This window comes from Candidatus Enterococcus moelleringii (assembly GCF_017377575.1).
GTDB lineage: Bacteria > Bacillota > Bacilli > Lactobacillales > Enterococcaceae > Enterococcus_A > Enterococcus_A moelleringii.
Map to the genome: position 1 here is coordinate 299,115 of NZ_JAFREM010000004.1, position 23,365 is coordinate 322,479.

The 23,365-nt window shown below is 42.8% G+C and carries 23 protein-coding genes and 1 other annotated feature; of the genes, 6 read left to right on the forward strand and 17 right to left on the reverse strand.

The genetic code is table 11. The features are described from left to right. Positions 1–31: 31 nt before the first annotated feature. Positions 32–439: an acetyl-CoA carboxylase biotin carboxyl carrier protein subunit gene (locus tag JZO70_RS03225; RefSeq protein WP_207672091.1), complete on the reverse strand. Its 408-nt coding sequence runs from the start codon at positions 437–439 to the stop codon at positions 32–34. 10 nt (positions 440–449) lie between these two features. Then, positions 450–785: a hypothetical protein gene (locus JZO70_RS03230; protein ID WP_207672092.1), complete on the reverse strand. Its 336-nt coding sequence runs from the start codon at positions 783–785 to the stop codon at positions 450–452. A gap of 424 nt (positions 786–1,209) precedes the next feature. Between JZO70_RS03230 and JZO70_RS03235 the strand changes: the two genes are divergently transcribed. The 3 genes from JZO70_RS03235 (at position 1,210) to citG (ending at position 4,212) form a co-directional block, all read left to right on the forward strand. After that, the gene (locus tag JZO70_RS03235) at positions 1,210–2,556 is read left to right on the forward strand and encodes a CitMHS family transporter (protein ID WP_207672093.1); all 1,347 of its coding nucleotides are present in this window, start codon (positions 1,210–1,212) and stop codon (positions 2,554–2,556) included. 77 nt (positions 2,557–2,633) lie between these two features. Further along, on the forward strand, positions 2,634–3,329 hold the full coding sequence (locus JZO70_RS03240; RefSeq protein WP_207672094.1) for a GntR family transcriptional regulator: 696 nt from the start codon (positions 2,634–2,636) through the stop codon (positions 3,327–3,329). Then, positions 3,322–4,212 (forward strand): triphosphoribosyl-dephospho-CoA synthase CitG, encoded by an 891-nt coding sequence (citG, locus tag JZO70_RS03245; protein WP_207672095.1) that lies wholly within the window; start codon positions 3,322–3,324, stop codon positions 4,210–4,212. The genes JZO70_RS03240 and citG overlap by 8 nt, the downstream gene beginning before the upstream one ends. Here the strand turns inward: citG and JZO70_RS03250 are convergent. Beyond that, positions 4,185–4,895, reverse strand: a complete 711-nt coding sequence (locus JZO70_RS03250; RefSeq protein WP_207672096.1) for a winged helix-turn-helix domain-containing protein — start codon at positions 4,893–4,895, stop codon at positions 4,185–4,187. The genes citG and JZO70_RS03250 overlap by 28 nt on opposite strands. 53 nt (positions 4,896–4,948) lie before the next feature. Here JZO70_RS03250 and JZO70_RS03255 point away from each other — a divergent pair, with 53 nt between their 5' ends. After that, a complete protein-coding gene (locus JZO70_RS03255; RefSeq protein ID WP_207672097.1) occupies positions 4,949–6,766 on the forward strand; it encodes a sensor histidine kinase in 1,818 nt (605 codons plus the stop codon). Between the two features lie 12 nt (positions 6,767–6,778). Here JZO70_RS03255 and JZO70_RS03260 read toward each other — a convergent pair whose 3' ends face one another. The 10 genes from JZO70_RS03260 to scrK all read right to left on the reverse strand — a co-directional run bounded on the left by JZO70_RS03260 (position 6,779) and on the right by scrK (position 16,321). Then, positions 6,779–7,198: a phosphate-starvation-inducible PsiE family protein gene (locus tag JZO70_RS03260; protein ID WP_430748883.1), complete on the reverse strand. Its 420-nt coding sequence runs from the start codon at positions 7,196–7,198 to the stop codon at positions 6,779–6,781. Positions 7,199–7,409: 211 nt separating this feature from the next. Continuing rightward, positions 7,410–8,822 carry a PASTA domain-containing protein gene (locus JZO70_RS03265; protein ID WP_207672099.1) on the reverse strand — a complete coding sequence of 471 codons (1,413 nt, stop codon included), beginning with the start codon at positions 8,820–8,822 and terminating at the stop codon, positions 7,410–7,412. Then, positions 8,815–9,489 carry an ABC transporter ATP-binding protein gene (locus JZO70_RS03270; protein ID WP_207672100.1) on the reverse strand — a complete coding sequence of 225 codons (675 nt, stop codon included), beginning with the start codon at positions 9,487–9,489 and terminating at the stop codon, positions 8,815–8,817. The genes JZO70_RS03265 and JZO70_RS03270 overlap by 8 nt, the downstream gene beginning before the upstream one ends. Positions 9,490–9,501: 12 nt before the next feature. Then, the gene (locus JZO70_RS03275) at positions 9,502–10,977 is read right to left on the reverse strand and encodes an ABC transporter permease (RefSeq protein WP_207672101.1); all 1,476 of its coding nucleotides are present in this window, start codon (positions 10,975–10,977) and stop codon (positions 9,502–9,504) included. A 38-nt stretch (positions 10,978–11,015) separates the two neighbouring features. Beyond that, positions 11,016–11,687, reverse strand: coding sequence for an ATP-binding cassette domain-containing protein (locus JZO70_RS03280; protein ID WP_207672102.1), 672 nt, complete (start codon positions 11,685–11,687; stop codon positions 11,016–11,018). Continuing rightward, entirely contained in the window at positions 11,684–12,979 is a 1,296-nt protein-coding gene (locus tag JZO70_RS03285; protein WP_207672103.1) for an ABC transporter permease, read from the reverse strand. Before JZO70_RS03285 ends, JZO70_RS03280 begins: the two co-directional genes overlap by 4 nt. Positions 12,980–13,032: 53 nt before the next feature. Beyond that, complete coding sequence (locus JZO70_RS03290) at positions 13,033–14,118, reverse strand: sensor histidine kinase (protein WP_207672104.1); 1,086 nt, start codon at positions 14,116–14,118, stop codon at positions 13,033–13,035. After that, entirely contained in the window at positions 14,109–14,777 is a 669-nt protein-coding gene (locus JZO70_RS03295; protein ID WP_207672105.1) for a response regulator transcription factor, read from the reverse strand. The genes JZO70_RS03290 and JZO70_RS03295 overlap by 10 nt, the downstream gene beginning before the upstream one ends. Positions 14,778–14,950: 173 nt before the next feature. Next, positions 14,951–15,376, reverse strand: a complete 426-nt coding sequence (locus JZO70_RS03300) for a heme-binding protein (RefSeq protein WP_207672106.1) — start codon at positions 15,374–15,376, stop codon at positions 14,951–14,953. A 72-nt stretch (positions 15,377–15,448) separates the two neighbouring features. Beyond that, positions 15,449–16,321, reverse strand: a complete 873-nt coding sequence (gene scrK, locus JZO70_RS03305; RefSeq protein ID WP_207672107.1) for a fructokinase ScrK — start codon at positions 16,319–16,321, stop codon at positions 15,449–15,451. Between the two features lie 323 nt (positions 16,322–16,644). Between scrK and JZO70_RS03310 the strand changes: the two genes are divergently transcribed. Both JZO70_RS03310 and JZO70_RS03315 read left to right on the forward strand, forming a co-directional pair. Next, positions 16,645–18,144 carry a sucrose-6-phosphate hydrolase gene (locus tag JZO70_RS03310; protein WP_207672108.1) on the forward strand — a complete coding sequence of 500 codons (1,500 nt, stop codon included), beginning with the start codon at positions 16,645–16,647 and terminating at the stop codon, positions 18,142–18,144. 12 nt (positions 18,145–18,156) lie between these two features. Next, on the forward strand, positions 18,157–19,140 hold the full coding sequence (locus tag JZO70_RS03315; RefSeq protein ID WP_207672109.1) for a LacI family DNA-binding transcriptional regulator: 984 nt from the start codon (positions 18,157–18,159) through the stop codon (positions 19,138–19,140). A gap of 34 nt (positions 19,141–19,174) precedes the next feature. On the opposite strand, the gene JZO70_RS03320 is transcribed toward JZO70_RS03315, so the two are convergent. The 4 genes from JZO70_RS03320 to JZO70_RS03335 all read right to left on the reverse strand — a co-directional run bounded on the left by JZO70_RS03320 (position 19,175) and on the right by JZO70_RS03335 (position 23,301). Continuing rightward, positions 19,175–19,936: an aspartate/glutamate racemase family protein gene (locus JZO70_RS03320; RefSeq protein ID WP_207672110.1), complete on the reverse strand. Its 762-nt coding sequence runs from the start codon at positions 19,934–19,936 to the stop codon at positions 19,175–19,177. A 14-nt stretch (positions 19,937–19,950) separates the two neighbouring features. Next, a complete protein-coding gene (locus tag JZO70_RS03325; RefSeq protein WP_207672111.1) occupies positions 19,951–21,168 on the reverse strand; it encodes an NAD/NADP octopine/nopaline dehydrogenase family protein in 1,218 nt (405 codons plus the stop codon). Between the two features lie 57 nt (positions 21,169–21,225). Next, positions 21,226–21,473 (reverse strand) — a binding site (T-box leader). A gap of 52 nt (positions 21,474–21,525) precedes the next feature. After that, on the reverse strand, positions 21,526–22,191 hold the full coding sequence (locus tag JZO70_RS03330) for an HAD family hydrolase (RefSeq protein WP_207672112.1): 666 nt from the start codon (positions 22,189–22,191) through the stop codon (positions 21,526–21,528). Between the two features lie 216 nt (positions 22,192–22,407). After that, positions 22,408–23,301: an Asp23/Gls24 family envelope stress response protein gene (locus JZO70_RS03335; protein ID WP_242703735.1), complete on the reverse strand. Its 894-nt coding sequence runs from the start codon at positions 23,299–23,301 to the stop codon at positions 22,408–22,410. Positions 23,302–23,365: the final 64 nt, after the last annotated feature.

Genomic DNA, 23,365 nt, shown 5'->3' on the forward strand with positions numbered 1-23,365 from the left:
ACTTCCTCTTTCTACTATTTAAAAACTCTTTTTATCCAACAGTGATTAAAGCTTCTCCTGGGTTAACTACTTGACCTTGTGTTACGTGAATTCCAGTAACAGTTCCGTCGTTGTTCGCAACAATTTCGTTTTCCATTTTCATTGCTTCTAAAATCATTAATGGTTGGTTTTGTTTCACTGCATCGCCTTGGTTTACTAAAATTTTCAAAATAGTTCCTGGCATTGGAGCAGTTAATGCATCAGCTCCTGCTGAAACTGCGGCAGCCGGTGCTGCTGGTGCGGGTGCTGCTTCTGGCGCTGGAGCCGGTGCTGCTTCAGCTTGTACTGGTGCGGCAACAGGTGCCGGAGCGACTGGTGCAGGCTGCGGTACGCCACCGATTTCTTCCATTTCAACTAAGTATTCTTTTCCATCAATTGCGATCTTAAACTTGCGTAACATGATCTTCCTCCTATTTTCTCTTAGATAATTTCCTTATGCTCAGCTGACTTTCTTCATTACTGCCAGCCGCAAGACTTGCAGCAATCACGGATACCAACTGTGCCTCAGGATTGCGCTGCATAATTTTTTTAACAACAAACTGACTTTCCGGTTGATCCCCCGTGGCAATGGCAGTAGCAATCAGACTCACCAATTCATATTCACTGGCATCTGTCTCAATAAAAGCTGGTAGTTCTTCCCACTCATCGTTATCTTTCTCTTGGACACTTTCTATAGAAGCTTCGACAGCAACTTGGCTTTCATCGCTGTCTTGTGTCCTTTTAAAAAACTTATCGAATATAGACACGGCAATCTCCTTTCTGACATTTCTTTGCTTAAGCTAAGAGTAAATGATTTTCTCCCCTGTTGGGTAGTGCAAACTTGTCGAATATTGTTCTTTCATTGTTCCTTGCAGCGAAAAAAACTAGCCAAACGCCCAGAAACCTTGATAAATCAACGTTTTCGAGCCGTTAAGATTCTATTAATATCTTGTTAAGCAATCAGTAAGAGTTCGAGATGACAATTGTCTTTTTACTGTTCTTTTTGCCTGTTACCCCTTTTTTGTTGATTGTGAATTGATTATCATTAGACCCGTAAAGCGATTTCAGTTTTGTCAAAAAAATAACGTCCAGGATATTGCAATTGAATTATTTCAGATATTATCGACAGAATCTGTCACCGCTTACAAAAAAAGAGGGTTATCGTTTCATTATGAGAAAGGAAGGGAATTTATGTTATTAACAGTACTATCTTACTTAATGATTATCGTATTTATGTTCGTAATCATGAAAAAGAAAATGTCTCCATTTACATCACTGGTAATTATCCCATTGATCTTTACCTTGATTGCCATGGCGGCAGGGGTAGCGGAAAAAGGAAATATCGGAGAATTTGTATTAGAAGGGATTAGCACCACCTCCACTACAGGGATTATGTTGCTTTTTGCTATTTTATATTTCTCTATTATGTTGGATGCTGGTTTGTTCGATCCAGTTACTAAGAAAATGATTCACTTTGCTAAAGGCGATCCAATGAAAGTATTGATCGCAACATCAGTTGTAGCTGCTGCCGTATCATTAAACGGTGACGGAACAACCACAACATTGATTTGTTGTTCAGCTTTTATTCCTATTTATAAGAAACTAAATATGAAAATGATGAACTTGGGTGTTTTGGTTATCCTGCAAAATACCATCATGAACTTATTGCCATGGGGCGGACCTACAGCTCGGGCAATGGCAGTATTAGAAGTAGACGCAGACATCTTGAGCTACCTAGCTCCTGGTATGGTTCTTTCATTACTTTATGTCATCTTGTTCGTTGCTCGTCGTATGGGTAAACAAGAACGTGCTCGCTTAGGTGTTACCGAATTATCAGATGCTGAAATTGAAGAAATGACAACTGTTACTGATCCAGAAACTTTGGAAATCCGTCGTCCGAAAAACTTCATTTTCAATGGAATCTTGACTATCGGCTTGATCGCTTGGCTAGTTGCCGGATCATTCTATGAGCCAATCGGTCTTCCTCCATTATTGTTGTTCTTAGTTGGTACATGTATTGCTTTAATGGTAAACTACCCAGTGTTGAAACATCAATCAGCACGTATCGGCGCAAACGGCGGCGATGCAGTACAAGTAGTTATCCTAGTATTCGCAGCCGGCGTATTCATGGGCTTGTTCCAAGGTTCAGGTATGGCTACTGCACTAGCTAACAGCTTTACAACTATTATTCCAAAACAATTGGCAGGCTTCTGGGGACTGGTTATTGCCCTTATCTCGGCACCAGGTACCTTCTTCATCTCCAATGATGGCTTCTACTTCGGCGTGTTGCCAGTATTAGCAGAAGCAGGTCGTTCTTACGGCTTCACAAATATGCAAATGGCGTTAGCTTCACTAATGGGACAAGCGTTCCACTTATTGAGTCCGTTAGTGGCATTCATTTACTTGCTGTTGCGTCTAACTGGACTAGACATGGGTCAATGGCAAAAAGAATCAGCCAAATACGCACTAGGTATTTTCGTAATCTTCATTGTTACCCTTGTACTATTTGGTTATATGCCGCTTTACATCCCTCAATAAAAAAAGCAAAGCTAGCAAGGTCATTTATTGGCCTTGCTTTTACTTTTTTTACCCGTATTTAAAAAGGAGAAAACATTATGAGCCCTTATGTAGATGCAATTCGAAAAAATTTGGATCTGACACAAAACAAGACGTTAAAAGTTCTGATATATGAGGCTTTCAAAAAAACCATCATCCTGGGAGAAATCCCGGCTGGTTCCCGCATCAATGAAAAAGAATTTTCTGAAGTACTGAACATCAGCCGTACCCCGATTCGCTACGCCATGACTCAGCTGGTGAATGAGCAGCTGGTGGAGCACGTTCCCCGTGTAGGCGTTGTAGTCAAGGGCATCAGCATCAAGGATGCCTATGAAATCTACGATATTCGCAAATCGCTGGATACCTTGGCGACGATTAAAGCCATGGAAAGCATGACCGAAGAAGACTTCGCTGAGCTAAAAGCCTTGCTGGAGCACGGTGAACAGCTAAATAAAGAAAACAAGGTGGATGAAGTCCTGAAGAACTTCTCTGACTTTAATGCTTTTATTTATGAAAAAAGCCAAATGCCTCGCTTAAAATCAATTGTACTTAATTTGCAGGCCTATCTGGTTTATTTCCGGGACATCGCCATTCGTTCCTCAGATCGCCGCGTGCTGGCCTTGGATGAGCATTGGCTGATTTACCGCGGCATGCGCACCAACAATGTTGAACAAATTACCTTAATTACCCATGAGCATTTAGAACGCTCGTTGCAGTTTATTTTGAAGGAAATGGAGCGGCGAAAAATTGACTGATTTAGCTTCATCCATCGTTCACTACGCCGAAGAAGCACTGTGGCAGGAGGTTTCCTTAACCCCCAAGCCGGGCTTAGTGGATCAAAAGACGAACGGAGCCCATGATGACATGGACTTTTCTACCTTTGAAAAAAGTATTGACAGCTTAGCCCCTTTTTTTCAAGAATATTACCAGTTAGGGTATCAGCATACTGGGGACTTAATCAGTCTCTTTGACCAGCTGCGCCAGGCAGGAAGCCGGGCCGAAAAAGCGATGCTGACCGCCACTAACGGTATCAACACCCATAAAGGGGCCAACTTTTCCTTTGCGGTTCTACTAGGTGCTACTGGAAAATATGTCCAACAAAACAAACAGCTGACTCTACCCTTTTCACCCCAAGATACTCAGGCGATTTTACAGCTGGCAGGTGACTTGACGAAGCATTTGGTTCAACAAGATTTTGATCGACTTCATGAGAAAAAGCAGCTGACCTATGGTGAACGGTTGTATTTGGAAAAAGGCATTACCGGTATTCGCGGAGAAGCGGCTGAAGGCTACCCTAGCCTAGCAGATCATCTGCTGCCATTTTTACGTGCTGGCAAAGAGGAAGAAACTCATCTGCTGCTTTTACGCAGCTTGGTGTATTTAATGAGTGAAATTGAGGACAACAACCTCCTGCATCGCGGCGGTTTTGAAGGGCTGCTGCTGGTTCAAGAGGAGTGCAAAAAAATTCATCAAGCAAATCTTTCTGAAGAAGACTTGCTCAATGAACTGATTTCTTATGATATACTATTAACCAAGCGCCACCTAAGTCCTGGTGGAGCCGCTGATTTACTGGCTTTAGGTATTTATTTTGCTCTGCTGGAAGGCTTGTTTCACTCCCCTTCAGGCAAAAAAGTATAACCTAAGCCCCAAATCGTCTTGATATATTTGGCGTTTTTCGGATCATCCTCAATCTTGTTACGCAAATGATTGATAAAGACCATGATGGTATTGGCGTCTAATTCGCCACCGCCCCAAACGCTATGATAAATTTGTTCCTTTGTAAATACCTGGTCGGGATTTTCCATAAAAAACTGTATTAACTTGATTTCTTTTGAAGACAGCTTAATCGGCTGGTCTTTTTTAAATAGCTGATAGCGGCTTTTGTCGAAGCGAAAATCACCTTCGATAATCTCGTTGGTGTTCTCTACTGTTTTATGATTTCTAAGTACTTTTCCCCGGTTCAGGGTTGCTACCACTTGGGCCTTTAACAGATTAGGCAAAAACGGCTTCGTCATGTAATAATCAGCCCCGACCTCCAGACCATTGATGATATCTTCCTCATTCTTTTTACCGCTAAGGAAAATGATCGGAACAACCATATCCTGCTCACGAATCAGCTGAGCCAGGTGATAGCCATCGTTTTCATGCTCTAGGCTGATATCTAAAATGAAGAGGTCGAATGTTACCCGACTCATAATATCAAGTGTCTTTTCTACCGATTCACTTTGATAAATTAGAATACCTGTTGATTGCAGTGATTTCCAGATTAGCCGCCGAATAGCTGGATCATCATCTACAACCAAAATCTTTTCGTTTCTCACAATCGTTCCTCCTGTTAGTTGACTTGTTACCTTATTTACGGAAAGGATCATTTATGAACAAACCTTCAAATAAATGGTTGAGTATTAGTCTGATCAGTATACTTCTTTTAACGATCATTGGGATTGTCGTGACGGCGACTACCTATCGTAATACTCAAAGACATGCCTTGAAAATGGGGTCTGATCAGCTTGTTAAAATAAACGATCTTGCAATCAATATTTTAAAACTTGAGATTGAAACCTACTCCCTGTCACTGGAGGACTATGCCTCAAATGTATTTATAGATGATACACCTCTAAGATTAACGCAAACCGAGCAGCTTGAAAAGAGCTTAAATAAAAGAGCAGCCGCAATCGATGGGCTTTTTTTGCTGGATACGCAAGGAAATCTGCTGAGCGGTATGGCCCTAGACGATCGCCAACTGACATCCCAGACAGAACTGCCGGCTTACATAAAAAAGGACCGGTACTTCGCTGAAGCGCTGGAAGGCAATGTCCATCAAAATGGTGACAGCTATTTTGAGGACAGTCGCTCCTATTTGAATCTTTACCGCCCCATCACAGACAATGAAAATCAGGCGATTGCTCTCTTGGTAATGCCTTTGGATTTAGAAAAGCTTTATTTGTCTACCCTTTCTTCAACTGAAGATAAGTTTAACGGCTACACCATGATCAAGGATCAGGACATGAAGGTGGTTATGCATCCCTCCAGCGAGCAAATCAGCTGGTCGATTATTGAAGACCGCCAAAGACAATACCCTGATTTTGATTACACGGACTTGGAACGCCTGGAGAAAACCCAGCTGGCCAACCTTGAAGGAACCATGAGCTATTATTCCTATTGGTGGGATCAACCAAATCCGCCCCGCGTCTTAAAGCTGGCCGCCTACGAATGGATCAACATTGGCGAAGCCAGATGGGTAGTAGCCACCAACTTAGACTTTTACGAGCAAAACGGCAATGCCCTGCAAGAAAGTATGATCATTCTTGGCTTGCTGGGAATCTTACTGGCGGTAATCTTCATGATGGCCATCAGCATGCGCAACTACGCCCGCCGTAACCAAAGCTACATGGAAAACCTGCGGCTGTTGGAACGGCAAAAATTGATGGACGAACGGCATTCCTTGGAAAAAAGCATGCTTCAAGAATCCAAGCTGGAAACCATTGGCTTATTAACCACTTCCATTGTTCATGATATGAATAATTTCTTGACACCGATGATCGGCAATCTGCAATTAATGATTGACGAACATAAAGACAATGAAGAACTGGTTACTGATTTGCAGGAAGTTTACCACGCCGCTCAGCGAGGACAAAAGCTTTCCTCCAATGTTCTAAGATTTTCCAAGGTTGCTTCCAATACAAAAGAAAAAGTAAATATCACTGCCGCTGTTTCAGAAGCGATTGAAACAATGCAGATTCTGATTCCTAGAACTGTTAAGCTGCGCTTTGAAGAGCACACCACCGGATTTAGCTACTTTGAAAAAGAAGAGCTGCATGTCATCTTGTATAACTTGTTAACCAATGCCTACCAGGCCCGCCAGATCAATACCGAAATCAGTGTACTGGTCAAACAAGCCAATGAGTATGAGGTCAAGCAATTTCAGGAACACTCCGTTGTCTATCGTGATAAGCAGTTCGCACTGATTCAAATTACCGATAACGGTCCCGGTATTCCTAAAGAAATCGAAGACAAAATATTTACACCCTTCTTTACAACCAAAACAGCCAGCGGCGGAACCGGCTTAGGCCTGTTCATTGTCTCTTCTATCGTTAAAAAGAACGATTGGCCGCTTTCAGTTAAAAGCTCCAGTGCCGGCACTTCTTTTGTGATTGCGATTCCTTTACTAAAAGAAGACACAGACAGCTAGCAGCTTAGCCTTTTACAATTCCTCTTCTCCGGATTTGTGGAAGGCTTTTATCTTTTCCAGCAAAACTAAAACTAAAACCAAAACTAAAATGGCAATTGATAAGAACAAGGACTCGACACCGTCCCCTTGCGCTAAAAGCAGCTCCCGCAAAATAGCCGTAATACTGATTAAAATTAAATAGCGAACCGGAATGTGATGCCCTTCCTTCACGTAACGCAGCAGCATCAAAATAATTTCCAGCAAAATGAATAAGGTGGCCACTTCTTCGATTAAAACTGACAGCTCCTCCATCGTCGCCAACGGGATAACATGGGTGATAATCGTAAAGATCGCTTCCCCCATGACTACCAAAACAACAATAATCAAAAGGCCCAGCAACACATCAATAACTGAACTGACTAACTTCTCAAAAACATTATATTTATTCCCCAAAGACTGCCTCCCTCTTTTTCTTTCATTATAACTAAAATTTTCCACTAACACAGGAGAAAAACACGAAAAAGACAAAAACCTCTCTTTCATTGGGAATTCCTTATGCAAATTAAAAAAATTGATTATTTACATACGGATAATTCCATAAAACCGCCATTATTTGACTATAAAATTAAAAAACTGCAGACCCGAAAGTCTACAGTTCTTATCATTATTCCATATTTTGTGGATCATCACTGCCGCCGCCAGTTCCCTGCTGCTGATTATTGGGGAAGCTGTTAGGAGCGGAGCCTAAATTACCTAAGCTGATATCAATCGACACTGTATGCTCCAGCGGCAAATAGACACTATGAGTACTCATACCTACCACCGTACCTTTAGGTTGATCGGAATCAACGTGGCGAATCACATAATTGATATTGGCACCTTTAGACTGAAACTCATCATAAAAGTATTTCTGCAAATCCCCTTCAAGGGTATTGCCTCTTAAATCCTTTAAGTACGGTTGTCCCAAGGAATAAAGTACCTGAACCTTCAGCTCATCCTTGGCATTTAACACTGTACCTGCTGCCACACTTTGGGAGACTAGCTGACCATAAGGCAGATCGTTAGTATAGACACCCTTGGCCTGAACTTGCACGCCATCTACTGCGTTCGCAGCATCCTCCAAGGTATAGTCAGCAAAGTTCGGAATCGTAAAACCTTTGCCTAAAGAAACCACCACTGTCATGGCATCCTTCTTGGCAACTTTCTCATTGGCTGCAATGTTTTGGGAAATCACACTATCAGCCGGAATATCGTTGGAGGTAGCTTCCTCATAAGTCATGGCGATCTCGTTGTTGCGGGCCCATGTTTCAACTTCGCTGCGGTTTTTTCGCCCAAAGTCAGGAACGGTAATATCCTTTTTGTAGGTCTCTTTACCTTTTGAATAGAAAACCTTCGCCGCATCTTTGCGACGATAGTTCTGCTGGGTAACTTCAGCATTGGCAATTTCAAAGCGCAGCTGTTTGCCTTTTTCGACTTCATCACTATACTCTTCGATTAAGGAAAGATTGGTGGCTTTGTTTTCCTCAATCCAATTTTCCGCTTCCTGTTTACTCATAGCAGAAAAATCCGGCAGTTTGATTTGTTGATCAGGATCCGGACCTTTACTGCTGGTTAAGCGAATCGTATCGCCCTTTTTCACTCGGTTGCCGGCTTTGACAGACTGCTTTAAGACAGTATTGGCTGCTTTATCCAGTGAATACTCCTGTTCTGTCTCCACTTGCAGCTTATTTTCCGTCGCCCAGACCCGCGCCTCCGACAATTCTTTATCAGTGAAATTCGGCATTTTTACATGGCTCATTTGATAATAAACCACCAAGCTTAGAAACACTAAAGCCATCACGCCTATGATAATCAAACGTTTTTTCCGTTTCTGCTTGCCTTGGTAGCTTTCATCCACTTCGGTGAGCTCCGTTTTTTGCCGACGACTTTCGGTTCGTTGCGTTTCAGATACTTCAACCGCTGGCTCCGGTTCAAGGGATTTCTCCTCAGGCTGTTCAGCTGGTTGTCTTTTGACTGGCGGTTCCTCACGCTCTTTTTTATAATTGTCTTTGTTGAAATTCGATAAAAAATCACTCATATGCAACCAGCTCGCCTTGTTTTAAATAGAAGGTTTTATCCGATTGCTTGGCAATTTCCTTGGAGTGAGTCACCACGATCACACACTTGTTGTGGGTGAAGGCCAAATCTCGAAAAATATCGACAATTTCCTGTTCCATCTCCTCGTCCAAATTCCCGGTGGGCTCATCGGCTAAAATGATATCCACATTCGTCGACAGCGCCCGGGCAATCGCTACCCGCTGCTGCTCCCCACCAGAAAGCTGAGTTACCAAACGATCAGCTTTGGTTTTGGTAATGCCGATGTAGTCCAACAGATTATAGGCAACTGCCTTTTGTTCCTTCGGCAGAGTGTTATCGGTAATGTTCATGGCCACCAGCACATTTTCCAAGGCCGTCAAATAAGGCACCAAATTGTAATTCTGGAAAATAATGCTGATGTCGTCGCGTCGGTATTCTTCATAGCCGATACTGCGAATATTTTGATCGCGATACAGAATTTGCCCTTCCTTTGGTTCATCTAAAGCACTGATCAGTGACAAAAAGGTCGTTTTGCCGGAACCTGATTCTCCTAAGATGGTGTAAAACTGACCTTGTTCAAAGTTGATGGAGGTATCCTTTAAGATGATCCGTTTTTGATCTCCATCTTGATAAAAGTAGCTGACGTTTTTGGCTTGTAAAATAGTCATGGTATTCTCCTCCTACATCATAATCTTCTTGGGATTCAAGCGCATCACATACGTCAGCGGTAAAACGGCTGCAAAAAGTACGGTGGCAATCCCAGCAATCAGGAACGTTACAATGTAGCTAAGAGAGAAGGTGACTTCATAATTGCTGATTACATCATCGGTTGTCAACGTTGGTCCTAAGCTTTGGCCGCCAAATACCATCATCTGGCTGGCAGAATTTTTCGCCTCGACTAACGCGTCACTGGAGACTAGCGCTTCCGAAATCATTTTTCCTAAAAGATTACCGGTCACCAAGGATAAACACATAGCAACTAAGCTGATCAGCACTAATTCCAAAACGACCTGCTTCATAATCCGCTGGCGCTTTTCACCTAGCGATAAATAAATGCCCCATTCGTGCTTGCGATCTCGTAAAAAGAGCACCACAACTAACGAAATAATCAACAAGGAAGCCGCGATGGCCAAAACAACTACATACCCCGAGATGGTGGACAGCTTCTTCACACTGCCCCCAACTTTATCAAATTCATCAGTCGAAGCAGTCGCTTTATAGCCCTCCGGCAGTAAAGCGCTCATTTCTTCCTTGAAGGCGTCCACATCATCTGGCGATTTCAAGTTGTAAATCGGCGTGATTCGGTCTGAGTTGTCGGCATCCTCAAAAGCTGCTGGATCCAGCTCTTTGCCTTTTTCAAACTCCGCCTGGTTAATCGATTGAACCAATTTATTGGACATATAAACCGTATTGAATTGGTCCATTTCCATAAACTGCTGCTCAATTCCACCGCCTTTGCCGTCTTCTTTCTTTTCCTCCAACTTGACTGGTTCAAACAAGCCGACAATTTTTACCGAATGTTTCAACGCTTCTTGAGATTCTGTGCTGCCGTCCTCCTTTTGTGAAACCACAGTTGTATCTAAAACCATTTGATCTCCGACACTTAAGCCATTTTCATCGGCAACTTTTTTTGAGATGACCGCCACTGGCTGACCGCTGTCTAACTCTTCCTTAGACGGCATCTTGCCATCTACCAATTTGATTTTTTTATTGCTGAAATCAGCCGGCTCCGTTTTATTGGTGCCCTTCAGTGTCAGTACATTCATACTGCCGTTGACACTAACTGAACTATTGTTATTCTCCTCAAGCTGATAGCTTTTAAAATCACCTAAGGTTAAATAGCCGGAATAGCTGTAGTCGTAGTCCTTTACATACCGAGATTTGCCAATTTCTTTGACCGTCTCTTCCTTCAAGGGATCAGGTGCCTGCATCGCGGCCATCGAATCACTCTCTTCCATCAGCTTATCGAAATCAACTTCAGCAGTGACGGTTGCCCCTAGCTGCTGCTTCATTTTTTTCTCGACGTTTCCGGTGGATTGCTGAATGGCGATAGCGCCGGCGATGACATTTCCTAAAACAAAAATCACGGCAAAAAGAATCAACGATTTGCCTTTGCGACGGCTGACACTGTACCATGCTCGATTCCAATAACTCATATTTTATGTCCTTTCGATCAAAGAACAGTGTTTACGTGCTAATCAATTTGCTGTTCTTTGATAAATAATAGTTTTCCACCATTCAACCCCCAGAGTTCATCAGCAAATTTGATTGTTTGTTTTCCTTGCGAAGCCATAATCAGGCATTTTTCTTTTTTACGACAAAAATCAGTCAGCTTTTGCAGCAGTTCTGTCTCCAGCCATTCCGAAAAAACCTGCTCCGGCTCATCGATTAACACCAGTTTTGATCCACTAGCCATAATCTTGGCGTAGTGTACCAGCTGCTGCTCTTTTTTTGAAAGCTTAGTGATCGATGTCTTGATTTGCTTGGGTGTAAGACCGGTTGCCAAAAGAATCCCCTTCAGCTCACTGCTTTTCACAGGTTGTCCTGCCAATAGTGCCGCAAGCTCCAAATTCGCAAGCGGTGTGTCATTCACCAAATTCCCGCTTTCAAACAGGCACAATACATTTTCAGCTCGATAAGCTTCCCGATCGATTGTAGCCAAATCGGATTCGTCAAAATAAATCGCGCCAGATGTGACCACTTCAAGGCCTGCCATTAATGATAAGAGCGTACTTTTCCCTGACTGTGGTCCGCCTAAAATATGGTAGACCTTCCCTGGCAGAAATTTGGCCGAAGCTTGATTGATAATCCCGATCCTTGGCTTGTTCTTTTCATAGCTGACATTTTCTACAACTAGTCGTCTCATTTCTTTGAATACCTCCCTAAACGGAAAGAATAATGGCCAAAAACATACAACAGACGATTCGTTAAGATTGTAATTAATAGTAGAAAACTCGCTAGATAAACCCCCAGCATCAGCTTAGCTTCACTGCTTGCCAACACTAACTGATGCAGCTGTGCTTTATTAATCACAGCCTGCTTCAAGTCAAGCAAAGGAAAATGTTCCCCACTAGCTTGGGCCAAACGATCCATCCATTTTTGCACCACTGCTCCGCTGAAAAAGCTGGCTGCGGCAATCGCTAAAAACCAACTAATCATGGCAATCAGCGAGACCTCCAACAAATTGCTGGAAACCAAATACTTCGGCCGAATTCCCATTAAGCGCAGCGCGTAAGTATCCGATCGCCGCTGCTTGAAGAGCGGCCAATAACCTGCCCCCATCAAGAACAAGGTAACCAATCCACCTACCAGCGTTCCATTCAACCAGAATTCGTTGCGGTTGCTGAAGGTTTCAAACCCCTGTATGAAAAGCTGCCCGCTTTGCAGTTGATAATTATTAAAGGCCGACATTTGCTTCAAGTCTTGACGTAAGTCAGCTACATGTTTCGACTGATTCAATTGCAGCGTCAATGTTAAGAATGATTCTTCAGCAGCTTCATCCAAGTACTCGAAGGTTGCTAAATTTACAAAAAGTCCGCCGAATATCTCTTGCTGGCTTTCCTCTGCTGAATCTACAATGCCGACGATTTTCAGCTTTTTATCGCCGATAGTCAACACATCCTCAAGCTTTAAGTGATAAGCCTCGGCAAATTCTTTTGTCACTAGACAGGTTCCCTGTTCCAGCGGTAATGTCCCCTCAAGTTCATCTCCAGCTCCTTCACCGAAAAACTTATCCAAGGACACGTCATCTAGAACAGTCAATCCTGTTCGTGCGTCATCCGCCGAACTGACAATGGTTGAATCCGAGTAAGTGATCGTTCCTTGGGTCTCAAGAAAATTTGCTGGATCAAGATTGTCGATCACTACTGCCGCATAACCTGACAGGTGACTCTTTTTGACATAAGGCAACTGCTTCAACGCTTGATAATCCGCTTCTTTCAAATTTGCTGCATGCTTGTCCGCCTGATAATCCGGCTCAATCTTTACAATGGTATCCGTCTGCTTTTTCAATTCTGCCAGCGAGTAATCCGTTGCAGTGTACACCTGCAGCAGGAAAAAGAAGCCCATCAGAAAGAAAAAGAAAAGTAAACCAATCAACAGATCATTTCCTGTATTGCGTTTTAGATTTAGCCAAGCATGTTTGATGATGATCCTCACTTTTTCTCCTCCACTTCTGTATACTAGCAAACCAATTGTTAACTCTGTGTTAACTACTCCACACTAGGAAAAGTCAAATAGAAGGTTGACCCCTGCTGTTCTTCACTTTCCAAATAAACAAAGCCCTGACAAAGACTGCAGACATGCATTACCACCGACAGTCCAATCCCGTAGCCATCCTGCTTCAGACCTTGAATCCGATAACGATGAGAAAAAATTTCCGACTGCCTTTTTTGCGGAATGCCCGAACCTTGATCTGCCACCTTTAACAAAATACTGCCTTTTTGATTCTCTACTGAGACATGAATCGGTTTTCCTTCCCCGTACTTAATCGCATTATCCACCAGATTCGAGATTGCCCGATAAATCCAACGATCCTTGCCGTAAATCAACGCTGGCTGTTCCTCATCAAAATTAAAATCCAGCTGCGGATAATTCTTTTTGTACAAATCACAGACTTCGGCCCCAATCATCGCCACGTCCACCAGCTCATCCGTCAGATCTCCTTGATTATTGGATAAGGTTAAAATATCATCGATGCTGTCAGTCAGCCGATCCAATACCTGAAGATTGGCAGATTCCGCCGCCTCCAGCTCAAGATTAGTACGTAAAATCGCAATCGCATTTTTTTGCTCATGAGTCAAATAACTGTTCAAGCGCTTGTAATCACTGAGATGCCCATCAAATTTCTGTTTCAAATTAACGAAAGCACTGGAGACAGCTTCGTCCTTGACGCTGCCGGTACTCAGCTGCTCAATAAAATTTAGATCATGGGTAATCGCCAACACCTGTCCTTGATAAATCCGTTTCAACACTGCCCACAACAAAAAGGTCAGCAGCAGAATAATGCTGCAAACCACCAAAGCCACCGTCGGCAAATATTTAAAATACTCATTCATATACAAATTATCCAGCGTTTCACTGGAGACCGCCTGACCCATGATATCAAAATCAGCCGCCGAAGAAACTTCTACATTGGCCTGTTGAATATTTTGCACCAAAAAAGTGTCGCCTAAAGAACTCGCGACATTCATTTGCAAAATATTGCTGCGCATCAAAACAAAGCTGACAATCAAAACACCGGTTACTAATAAGGAAAAGGCCAGCATCGCCAAGGTCATCTTAAAATTCAATCGCATAATTGATACCCCTTCGCCCGAATATTTTTCAACAATTCTTTTCCCGCCGTGTCAGCCAGCTTCTTTTTCAAACGAGCCATATGCACCCGCAGCACTGAAGAAAACGGATCAAAATCTTCGTCATAAACCAGCTCCGCAATCTTCGCCACCGAAACAATCGCCGGATAATTCTCCGCAATACACAGCAAAATATCAAATTCCTTCGGCTTCAGTTCAATCGATTCAGCGCCATACATCACCTGACGACACACCGGATTCACCACCAGCTCACCAACCGTAATCTGGGGTGTCGTCCGCCCATGAAACCGGCGAATAATCGCCCTCAGCCGCGCCGTCAGCTCCAGCAGCTCAAAGGGTTTTACCAGATAATCATCCGCTCCAAAATCCAAGCCCTTCGCCCGCTCCTGAATTTCATCCCGGGCGGTGATAATAATAATTGGCGTCTCCACCGCCGATTCCCGCAAAAAATTCAAGATCGCCAAGCCATCCTTGTCTGGCAAATTCAAATCCAATAAAATCGCATCATACAAATTCACAAAGGCCTTCTCTTCACCAACCGCTCCGGTATAGGCCGCATCCACCGAAATGTTCTCCCGTTCCAGTCCCGTCTTTACCGTATTGGCTAGCTCGATATTATCCTCAATTATTAAGACTCTCATTGCCCAACTCCCTTTCCACGTTCCTGTCCGTCACTTCTGTCTAAAATAGTAGCGGAAGTTTTCCCTTAGGCTGTGGATTTTTATTGAAGAATTTGTGAATATGCTTTTTAAACAAATAAATATCCCCTGAAAAAGTCGCGTTAACTTTTCCAGGGGATAAGTACTTCATTTAGTTAAATAAACTCACTTACTGTCTCTGTCAATAATTCATGATCCTCATCATGCTTCAAGCCGGAAACACAAATCGCTCCACGAACTTTACCATCAATAATAAGCGGAAAACCTCCGCCGCAAACCGCGTACCGCTCATCATCAATCCACTCACTGTATTCATCTTGATGGAAAAATACGTAAAGGGAAGAGTGACCACTTTCTAAAACGGTTTTCTCCTTCCGTTTCAGCCAGTTGCTCTCATTTTTGCCGTCCATCAGGTACTGAAAAATCACTAAATCATCTAAAAGAATCCGCACACCCACCGGCTTTAGTTTTCTTTCCTGCACCTTTTCAATAATTCGTTGAGCGATTTGGTAACCAAGCTCATGAGTGAACTCGGTAAAAACCACTTCTTTTTCATCTTGAATTACGCGTTCTTTATCCATTAATTTGCCTCCTTTTTTTAAAACAAAAGCCAATAGACGCTGCTATTCACAACGCCCATTGACCTAGTATTCTTAAGAATGTAATTTGCTGTCTCTTGCTAAAGCTAGACAGCCGATCGTTCCAGCATTATCACCTAGTTCTGGTGTCACAATGTATTCTTCCAATTTGGGTGTTTTCACGTAACCGTTCATTAATTCATCGAAAGCCTTATAGACTTTGCCCAGCAATTGTTTTTGCTTCATTACACCGCCGCCCAAAATGATTTTGTCCGGTGAAAGCATCAATGTCGTGTTGTAGGCACATTGCGCCAAATAATAGGCTTCGATATCCCAGTTTGGATCGTCTTCGGCTAATTCTTGGCCTTTTTTGCCTGCCCGTTTTTCGATGGCTGGTCCAGCTGCCATCCCTTCCAAGCAAGTTTTATGGAATGGGCAGTTGCCTTCAAAGGAATCGTCTGGATGATTGCGCACCAGCATGTGGCCCATTTCCGGATGACTAAAGCCTTCCACAAATACACCATCCTGCAACGCTCCGCCGCCAATACCTGTGCCGACTGTATAGTAAACCACGCTAGAGAATCCTTGACCTGCCCCAGCGATGTATTCGCCATAACAAGCCGCGTTCACGTCAGTCGTCCAAGCCATCGGTACATCAAAAACTTCTTTTAAGGTCCCAACAAAATCATAGTTTTGCCAAGCCAATTTTGGTGTAGAAGTAATATAACCGTACGTAGGTGAGTCACGGTGAATATCAATTGGACCAAAGGACCCGATCCCGATACTTTCCAATTCATTTTGATATTTTTTGAAGAACTCAATTACCAGCTTCATCGTTTCTTCTGGCGTCGTGGTGGGAAAACTCACCCGTTCCTTAATATTAAAATCTCCATCGCCGATTGCACAGACAAATTTCGTTCCGCCTGCTTCGATTGATCCATATACCATGTTATCGCTCCCTCACTCTTTTTAGAGATTCTTTTATTCATGATAGCAGTAATTAACAGAAATTTCAGCTATAAAAACGGCCGACTTGCTGAAATTGATAGGTTCTAAACCCGCTACTCCGCATAAACGCTTTTTCATCTTCATCATACAACCGTCTCCTTACATTGTCAAACGTTAATCAAAAATCAATCTTTTTCTCCCTTAACAACCATTTATATACCTATATTATAAGACTAACACCAAATGATATACGTTTGACATTTATTGATTTGTACAGTATCTTTATAGCGAGGAATACGTTTTCTAAAAAGGGGAAATTACTAATGAATACTATTAAAGAATGGACCGATGAATTGCGCTACACGCCTTACCATCAATGGGACCAACAATATCAAAAACAATTAATCAAGACAGTTCGCAACTCACCATGGCATTTGAATTATCATATTCAGCCAGAAAGCGGTTTGCTGAATGATCCCAACGGCTTTTCCTATTTTAATGGGAAATGGTATTTGTTCTATCAAGCCTACCCAATGGGGGCAGTTCATGGCGTCAAATCCTGGTATCAACTAACTTCAGAAAATTTAATAGACTGGCAGCCAGAGGGTTTTGCCCTTCTACCAGATTCTTCCTATGACAGCCACGGCGTCTACTCTGGTTCAGGCATTGTGGTAGATGACGAGTTAGTATTGGCTTATACCGGAAATGTTCGGGACGAAAACTGGCAGCGACAATCTTACCAGATGCTGGCTTACATGAACCAGCAAGGAGAAATTACTAAGTCTGATCAACCATTTATCCCCACACCACCAAAGGGATATACTCATGAATTCCGGGATCCACAAGTCTTTACTTATGGCGGCGACTACTGGGTGTTGATCGGTGCTCAAAGAGAAAACTTAGAAGGTGTAGTTTTGGCTTATGCTGGAGAAAGTCTGGAAGCTCTTGAATTTAAAGGTGAGCTGAACTTTACCGATCAATCAATGGGCTTTATGGTAGAATGCCCTAACTTAGTGTTTATTGATGGTACGCCGGTTTTACTATTTTGTCCGCAAGGTTTAGATTCAAAACTCAATCCCTATCAAAATATTTATCCGAATACTTATATTACGGCTGATACTTTCGACACTGAACAGTTGGCCTTAACAAATCCAAGCCAGCTGCAAAATCTCGACGAAGGCTTCGATGTCTATGCCACCCAAGCCTTTAATGCTCCCGATGGTCGTGCTTTGGCAGTCAGCTGGATCGGCTTGCCGGAAATTGAATACCCTAGTGACCAAGAAGGTTGGGCACATTGCTTAAGTATCATCAAAGAACTGAAGCTGAAAAATGGTCAGTTGTACCAAGTACCCGTAGCAGAACAAGCTGAGTTGCGCCAAGAGGAGCAAGCTTTAGCTGGAACATTAAGTCCGCAAGCTGCTCCTTTACTTGAAGAAACAGACAATAGTTACGAAATCATGTTAGATCTTTCCGCGGATAGTCAAGGCAAGCTGCACCTGTTTGCCGACAAGGAATTGAATCACTCATTGGTGATCGATTTTGATGCAAAAAATGGTATGATTAAGGTAGATCGCTCAAACGCCGGGATCAGCTTTGCTGAAGGATATGGAACCACTCGCAGTTTTTCTATCGAAAAGCAGCAGGCTCTTAATTTACGCATCTTCGTAGATCATTCCGTCTGCGAAATCTTTATCAATGATGGTCAAAAAGTAGCAACTGCTCGGGTATTCCCACAAGAAGGTGAAACTGGCCTGTTTATTGAAGGAAGTAATGGAACCTATTCCGGCAGCTATTGGCGTTTGCGCAAAATGAAAAACAAATAAGGAGCACAAACAATGGCAATCAAATTAACCGATGTCGCCAAAAAAGCCGGTGTTTCCCCCACTACCGTTTCGCGCGTCATTAACAATTACGGCTCCCTTAGCCAAAAAACGATTGATAAGGTCCACGCGGCCATGAAGGAATTGAATTATCAGCCTAATTCACTGGCCCGTTCGCTGCAAGGAAAAAATACCCAGCTGATTGGGCTCATTTTCCCAACAGTTTCCAATCCTTTTTTTGGTGAGTTAGTGGATAAGCTAGAGGCCACCTTATTTGAGCAAGGCTACAAGACGATTCTTTGCAACAGTGCCAACAACAAAGAAAAGGAACGGGCCTATATCAACATGCTGTCCGCCAACCGAGTGGATGGTATTATCGCCGGTGCCCACAATTTAGGGATTAAGGAATACGAAGACATCGGCCTGCCGATTGTTTCCTTTGACCGTTATTTGTCAGAAAGTATCCCTATCATCGGTAGTGATAACTATCGCGGCGGTTATTTAGCCGCAGAGAATCTCTATTTACGGGGCTGTCGTAAAATTGGTATTCTCACTGGTAGTCTGAAATCAAATTCGCCAACTAATGGCCGGTTGGAAGGCTACGAAAAACTGCTGCAGGAAAAACTGCTGGAGCCCCGCGTGTTCACTATTGACTCCCGCGCCAGCTCGATGGCTTTAAAAACTTTGGAAATTAAACGGATACTGGAAAACGAAGATTTGGACAGTCTTTTTTGTACCGACGATCTAACCGCTATTTTGGTTTACAACATTTGCCAGGAAATGCAGATTTCGATTCCAGATGATTTGAAGCTGATTGGCTATGATGGCACCAAATTTGTCCAAAATTATTTCCCGCAGCTCTCCACAATCGCTCAGCCGATTTCTGATTTTGCTGATTTATTAGTGGATTTGCTGATTCAACGCATTACCCATCCCGACAAAAAACTGGAACAGCATTATGTTTTGCCGGTGAAATTGATTCAAGGAAGAACGACCTAAAAAACGGACTCAACTGCGAGTCCGTTTCTTTGTTCTAAAAATGTCCATAATAAGGTCGCTGAACTACCGCCGTATACACCCAATTAATCAAGGTAATGAAATCAAATACTGCTAACCCTGTCGCCTGCTGAATCGCACAAGCATATGGCGGCAGGTCGCTGCATTCCAGCAACACCGCACCAATCGCTGGATTTTCCGCCAACTGCTGTTTGACGGTAGCAACTAAATCATCGGTTAATCGTTGATTGTCCAACTTCGTTTTCCCCCAGCGAATCGGCGCGAAGCTTTCCAAAGAACCAATTTCGCAAATCACACAGTCAGCTAAGTCAGCGCCAGATTGCTGGAAAAATTCCGGCGTAATATCTTCGCCACTGGCTACCAGCGTCAAAATTTTCTGAGTTTTTTTCAAGCTCAGCTTGATCAAAGGGATCTGGCTGATACTAGATAAAAATACCGGAATATCCACTGTATCGGCTACCACCTGTTGGAAATGACCAAAATAACCGCAAGCCCCTACGATCGCCCGAACACCACGACTTTCTAATTTCTTTGCCGCCGCAATTATTTGCTCTTCAATCTCACCAGCTCCAGCAAAAAGCTGTTCAATCTCAAACTCTACCACTTCATACAAAACTGGAAACGAAAAAGTGGTGGCATTGGCTACATTTCCCGGCAGTTTCGGATACTTCAAATCCACCGCAATAATCCCTATCGCATAACCAGCAAACGGCGTCGCTGGAACTTGATGAATCCCCTGCAAATCCTGCTGGTTGTTCAAAGTACCTTTCCAATCCATAGTCAAGACCTCCCCTACAGCTTGCCAGTTTCTAAGTAGTCCAATAACTCCGCCTTCTCTAAATGACCAATACCCAGATCATCCAAGGTCAAGCCTTCCTTCAAGAAATCACGACCTGTCATTACAGAAGCCAAAGTGATCATACTGTCAATAACCTTAGTTTCCACGCCGAATTTTTTGCCCAGCTCATGATAAATATGGCAGCCTACCGGAATATCCTCTGTAATATAGCGATCTTGAATACTAAAAGGTCCAGTACCAATCGCCATTTCATACTGCTCATCAAAAGGTACAATACAGTCGTCACCCATATATTCAGGCCCTAAGATACTGGTGCGAGACAGAAAATTCTTTTTCGGGAAACGTTGCAGATCCACACCAATTGCTTCAGCCAAGGCAACTTCTTCTAAGTAAAAGGCATATTGCACTTCGGAAATCGATTCGCAGTAGGCATGAGAATAAATCGAATAAGTCGATTTGTCATTGCCGCCAAAAACCCGACCCCAGTTTTCCATCACGCCAACCCCAAGAATCGTTCCTGGACAATGCAGCACAGGGTTTACATTACTAAACCCAATATCCAAAACTGTTTTCCCACTGGTTGGTCCATCGCCTTCAGTAATCGCATCAAAGCAGCCCAGCTGTTTAGTGCTTTCCAAAAAGACTTCTTGATCAGTAGAAGGCAAGCTGGCACCTCGCAAAGTAATCGCCCGATAAATCAAGCCGATTTCAGAAGTCATCACGCCGCCCTCTTTGACTACCCGCGCGCCATAAGGAGCACTGGACCAGCCGCCGATCACCACTTTTTTGGTGCAATTGTTTTCCCGCATTTTTTTACGCAATTTCAGCGAGCCAAAATTATCGGGAATAATATGGATAATCATCCCATCCTCTAACACTGGAACCAGCTCTTCAAAGAAAGCATCATGAGCAATTGAAGGCACTGCTACGATAATCAGCTGACAGCCTTTGACACATTCGGCTACATTGTCGGTAATTTTTTCAAACTTGGCATTGCCGGAACGTTTGAAGCCGTATTTGCTGTTTTGTTTCCCAGTCAAATTAATCCCAGTCCGTTCCACCGTTCCTAAGGTTGTTTCAAAAAATCCAGGTAAATCACAAATATTTACTTTGTTGCCCCCTAATACACAATCCGCTGCCACGGCTTTCCCAGCCGCTCCGCCACCTAAAACTGCTACCGTCGTTTGCGGTACATTTTCTTTCAAAACCATTCGCTCCACTCCTTTTTTAAATAAAAAAACGCCCCTGATTTGCATACGAAATGCTAAACCAAGGACGATTACAAACTAAGTATCGTGGTACCACCTTTTTTTGCTTGCAGATACAAGCCTCACAGCTACAGAAAAAATTATCGATAGCTTGTCGCGATATCGGGCGAACCCGCAGCACTTAAAGATTCCTCCCTCAGTGTCTGATGCTCAAAGACCATCTTCATGCCAGTTTGACTATCTCTTTTCACCTACCAGAGACTCTCTAGAAATCGTGCCAGCACTACTCTTCTTCTCAACGCATACTATTAAAATAAGATTAGTAATTACCTAGTATCTTATAATTATTGAAGACATCTGTCAATGCTTTTCCAAATACTCCAGCACAATTCGCAAATCTTTTCCCCGTTTGACCACGCCCGCTGGAACTTTCTCTACATCTAATTCAAAATTTGAATCAGGAACCATTAACACAGGCAACCCAGCATTTTCAGCGGCCTGGCTTCCGGTAATCGAATCCTCTACAGCTACACCTTCACCCGCAGAAAAACCTGCTCGTCTTAAGGCCTCCAAATACAAATCAGGTGCCGGCTTTAATTTCTCAACCTCATCACCAAAAACTGGATGATCAATATACTGCAAAAAACCTAATGTTTCCAATACATTTCTAGCTCGTTCACCCATAGTCGAAGTTGCTAAGGCGACTGTATAATTTTCTTTAGCAGCCTGTAATGCTTCTTTGGCATAAGGCTTAGCCTCAACCCGTCCGGCTTCCAATTCCTGATAGAAATAATTTTCCCGAGTTTTTCGTATTTCTTGAACCAGCTGCGGGTCATTGGTCAGTTCAACTAAGGCGTTAGTGGTTTCATGGTATCCTTTACCCACCCAACCTTGAAACATGTGTTCTGGCAAATCAACTCCGTGCTGCTTAGTGGCATATTGCCACCCATCCCGATACACTCTCTCGGTATCTACTAATAAACCATCCATATCAAAGATGACGATTTTAAGCTTGCTTTGGCTCATCCGAGCGCCTCCTATCAACTTTACTTCACAGTGCTCCTTAACATTCTGACGCTTTTTCGCTGAATTTGCAATCATCAATTAACGAAGCTGCCTTATGCCAAAGAAAAAACGAACCTGATCTTATGACCCGGTTCGTCTGATTAGCTTACCTATACGTTCAAATTAAAAAACCAAGGCCAGATCATTTATCTGATCCGGCCTTGGTTATTTGTTTAATTATTCAACACGTGGTTTTTCTTCGTCTTCTTTTTCTTTATCTTTTTCTTCTTTGTCATCAGCGTTTTCTTCGCGTTTTTCATCTACGAATTTCTTTGCATCGTCCGCTTGTTCAGAAGCTTTGTCTTGCAAGGTTTCTTTATCTTTTTCGTGTTCTTCTTTGGTCTTGATGTCTACGACTTTCAAGTTGACTTCGATGACTTCAAGTCCAGTCATTTGTTTAACTTCTTTAGCAACAACTTGTTTTAAGTTTTTGAAGATTTCTTGGATATCTTTGCCGAATTCGACAACTACGTCCATGTCAATTGCTACTTGTTTTTTGCCAACTTCAGTTTCAATGCCGGCAGTGTCGTCTGCATTGTTGCTGATTTTCTTCGCTGTATTTGAGAAGAAGCCTCCGTCTACATTTAGTAAACCATCAACGCTGTCTAATGCAACAGCAATAATTTTTTTGATGACTGAATCGTCGTATTCTACTTCACCGCGGATTTTTTCGATATCTTGATCGTCTGCTGAATTTTCTGCTTTCTTGTCAGCTTCTTTGTTTTCTGTTTTTTTGTTTACGTCTTTGTTTTCTTGGGTCATTTCCTCTTTTTTCATCTCTTCTTTGCTCATGTCCTTCTCTTCTTTCTTGTTGTCTGATTGTTCTTCTTTTTTATCTTGTTCTTCTTTTTTGGCTTCAACTGCTTTTTCTTTCTGTGCTGTTTTGCCGTCTGAATCTTTCTTAGTTTCTTGGTCACCTTTTACATCAGGTGTTTTAGCTTTTTGGTCTGCTACTTTGTTGTCGTCTTTTTTGATGTCTTCTGAATTTCCGCCGGCCGCATCGTGTGCTTCTTTGACACTTTCGGTAACTTCTTTCTTCATCTCTTTATCTACTAGATTTTGAATTTCCATTCTTCTTCCTCCTTTTTTCTTATATATTAAGCATAGAGGATAAAGTGAAATTTTCAAAATAAAA

Excerpts from the sequence above, each read along its gene's own strand:
- JZO70_RS03225 (WP_207672091.1), bottom strand. The coding sequence starts at position 439 with ATGTTACGCAAGTTTAAGATCGCAATTGATGGAAAAGAATACTTAGTT.
- JZO70_RS03235 (WP_207672093.1), top strand. The coding sequence starts at position 1,210 with ATGTTATTAACAGTACTATCTTACTTAATGATTATCGTATTTATGTTC.
- JZO70_RS03240 (WP_207672094.1), top strand. The coding sequence starts at position 2,634 with ATGAGCCCTTATGTAGATGCAATTCGAAAAAATTTGGATCTGACACAA.
- JZO70_RS03255 (WP_207672097.1), top strand. The coding sequence starts at position 4,949 with ATGAACAAACCTTCAAATAAATGGTTGAGTATTAGTCTGATCAGTATA.
- JZO70_RS03265 (WP_207672099.1), bottom strand. The coding sequence starts at position 8,822 with ATGAGTGATTTTTTATCGAATTTCAACAAAGACAATTATAAAAAAGAG.
- JZO70_RS03270 (WP_207672100.1), bottom strand. The coding sequence starts at position 9,489 with ATGACTATTTTACAAGCCAAAAACGTCAGCTACTTTTATCAAGATGGA.
- JZO70_RS03275 (WP_207672101.1), bottom strand. The coding sequence starts at position 10,977 with ATGAGTTATTGGAATCGAGCATGGTACAGTGTCAGCCGTCGCAAAGGC.
- JZO70_RS03280 (WP_207672102.1), bottom strand. The coding sequence starts at position 11,687 with ATGAGACGACTAGTTGTAGAAAATGTCAGCTATGAAAAGAACAAGCCA.
- JZO70_RS03290 (WP_207672104.1), bottom strand. The coding sequence starts at position 14,118 with ATGCGATTGAATTTTAAGATGACCTTGGCGATGCTGGCCTTTTCCTTA.
- JZO70_RS03295 (WP_207672105.1), bottom strand. The coding sequence starts at position 14,777 with ATGAGAGTCTTAATAATTGAGGATAATATCGAGCTAGCCAATACGGTA.
- JZO70_RS03300 (WP_207672106.1), bottom strand. The coding sequence starts at position 15,376 with ATGGATAAAGAACGCGTAATTCAAGATGAAAAAGAAGTGGTTTTTACC.
- scrK (WP_207672107.1), bottom strand. The coding sequence starts at position 16,321 with ATGGTATATGGATCAATCGAAGCAGGCGGAACGAAATTTGTCTGTGCA.
- JZO70_RS03310 (WP_207672108.1), top strand. The coding sequence starts at position 16,645 with ATGAATACTATTAAAGAATGGACCGATGAATTGCGCTACACGCCTTAC.
- JZO70_RS03315 (WP_207672109.1), top strand. The coding sequence starts at position 18,157 with ATGGCAATCAAATTAACCGATGTCGCCAAAAAAGCCGGTGTTTCCCCC.
- JZO70_RS03320 (WP_207672110.1), bottom strand. The coding sequence starts at position 19,936 with ATGGATTGGAAAGGTACTTTGAACAACCAGCAGGATTTGCAGGGGATT.
- JZO70_RS03325 (WP_207672111.1), bottom strand. The coding sequence starts at position 21,168 with ATGGTTTTGAAAGAAAATGTACCGCAAACGACGGTAGCAGTTTTAGGT.
- JZO70_RS03330 (WP_207672112.1), bottom strand. The coding sequence starts at position 22,191 with ATGAGCCAAAGCAAGCTTAAAATCGTCATCTTTGATATGGATGGTTTA.
- JZO70_RS03335 (WP_242703735.1), bottom strand. The coding sequence starts at position 23,301 with ATGGAAATTCAAAATCTAGTAGATAAAGAGATGAAGAAAGAAGTTACC.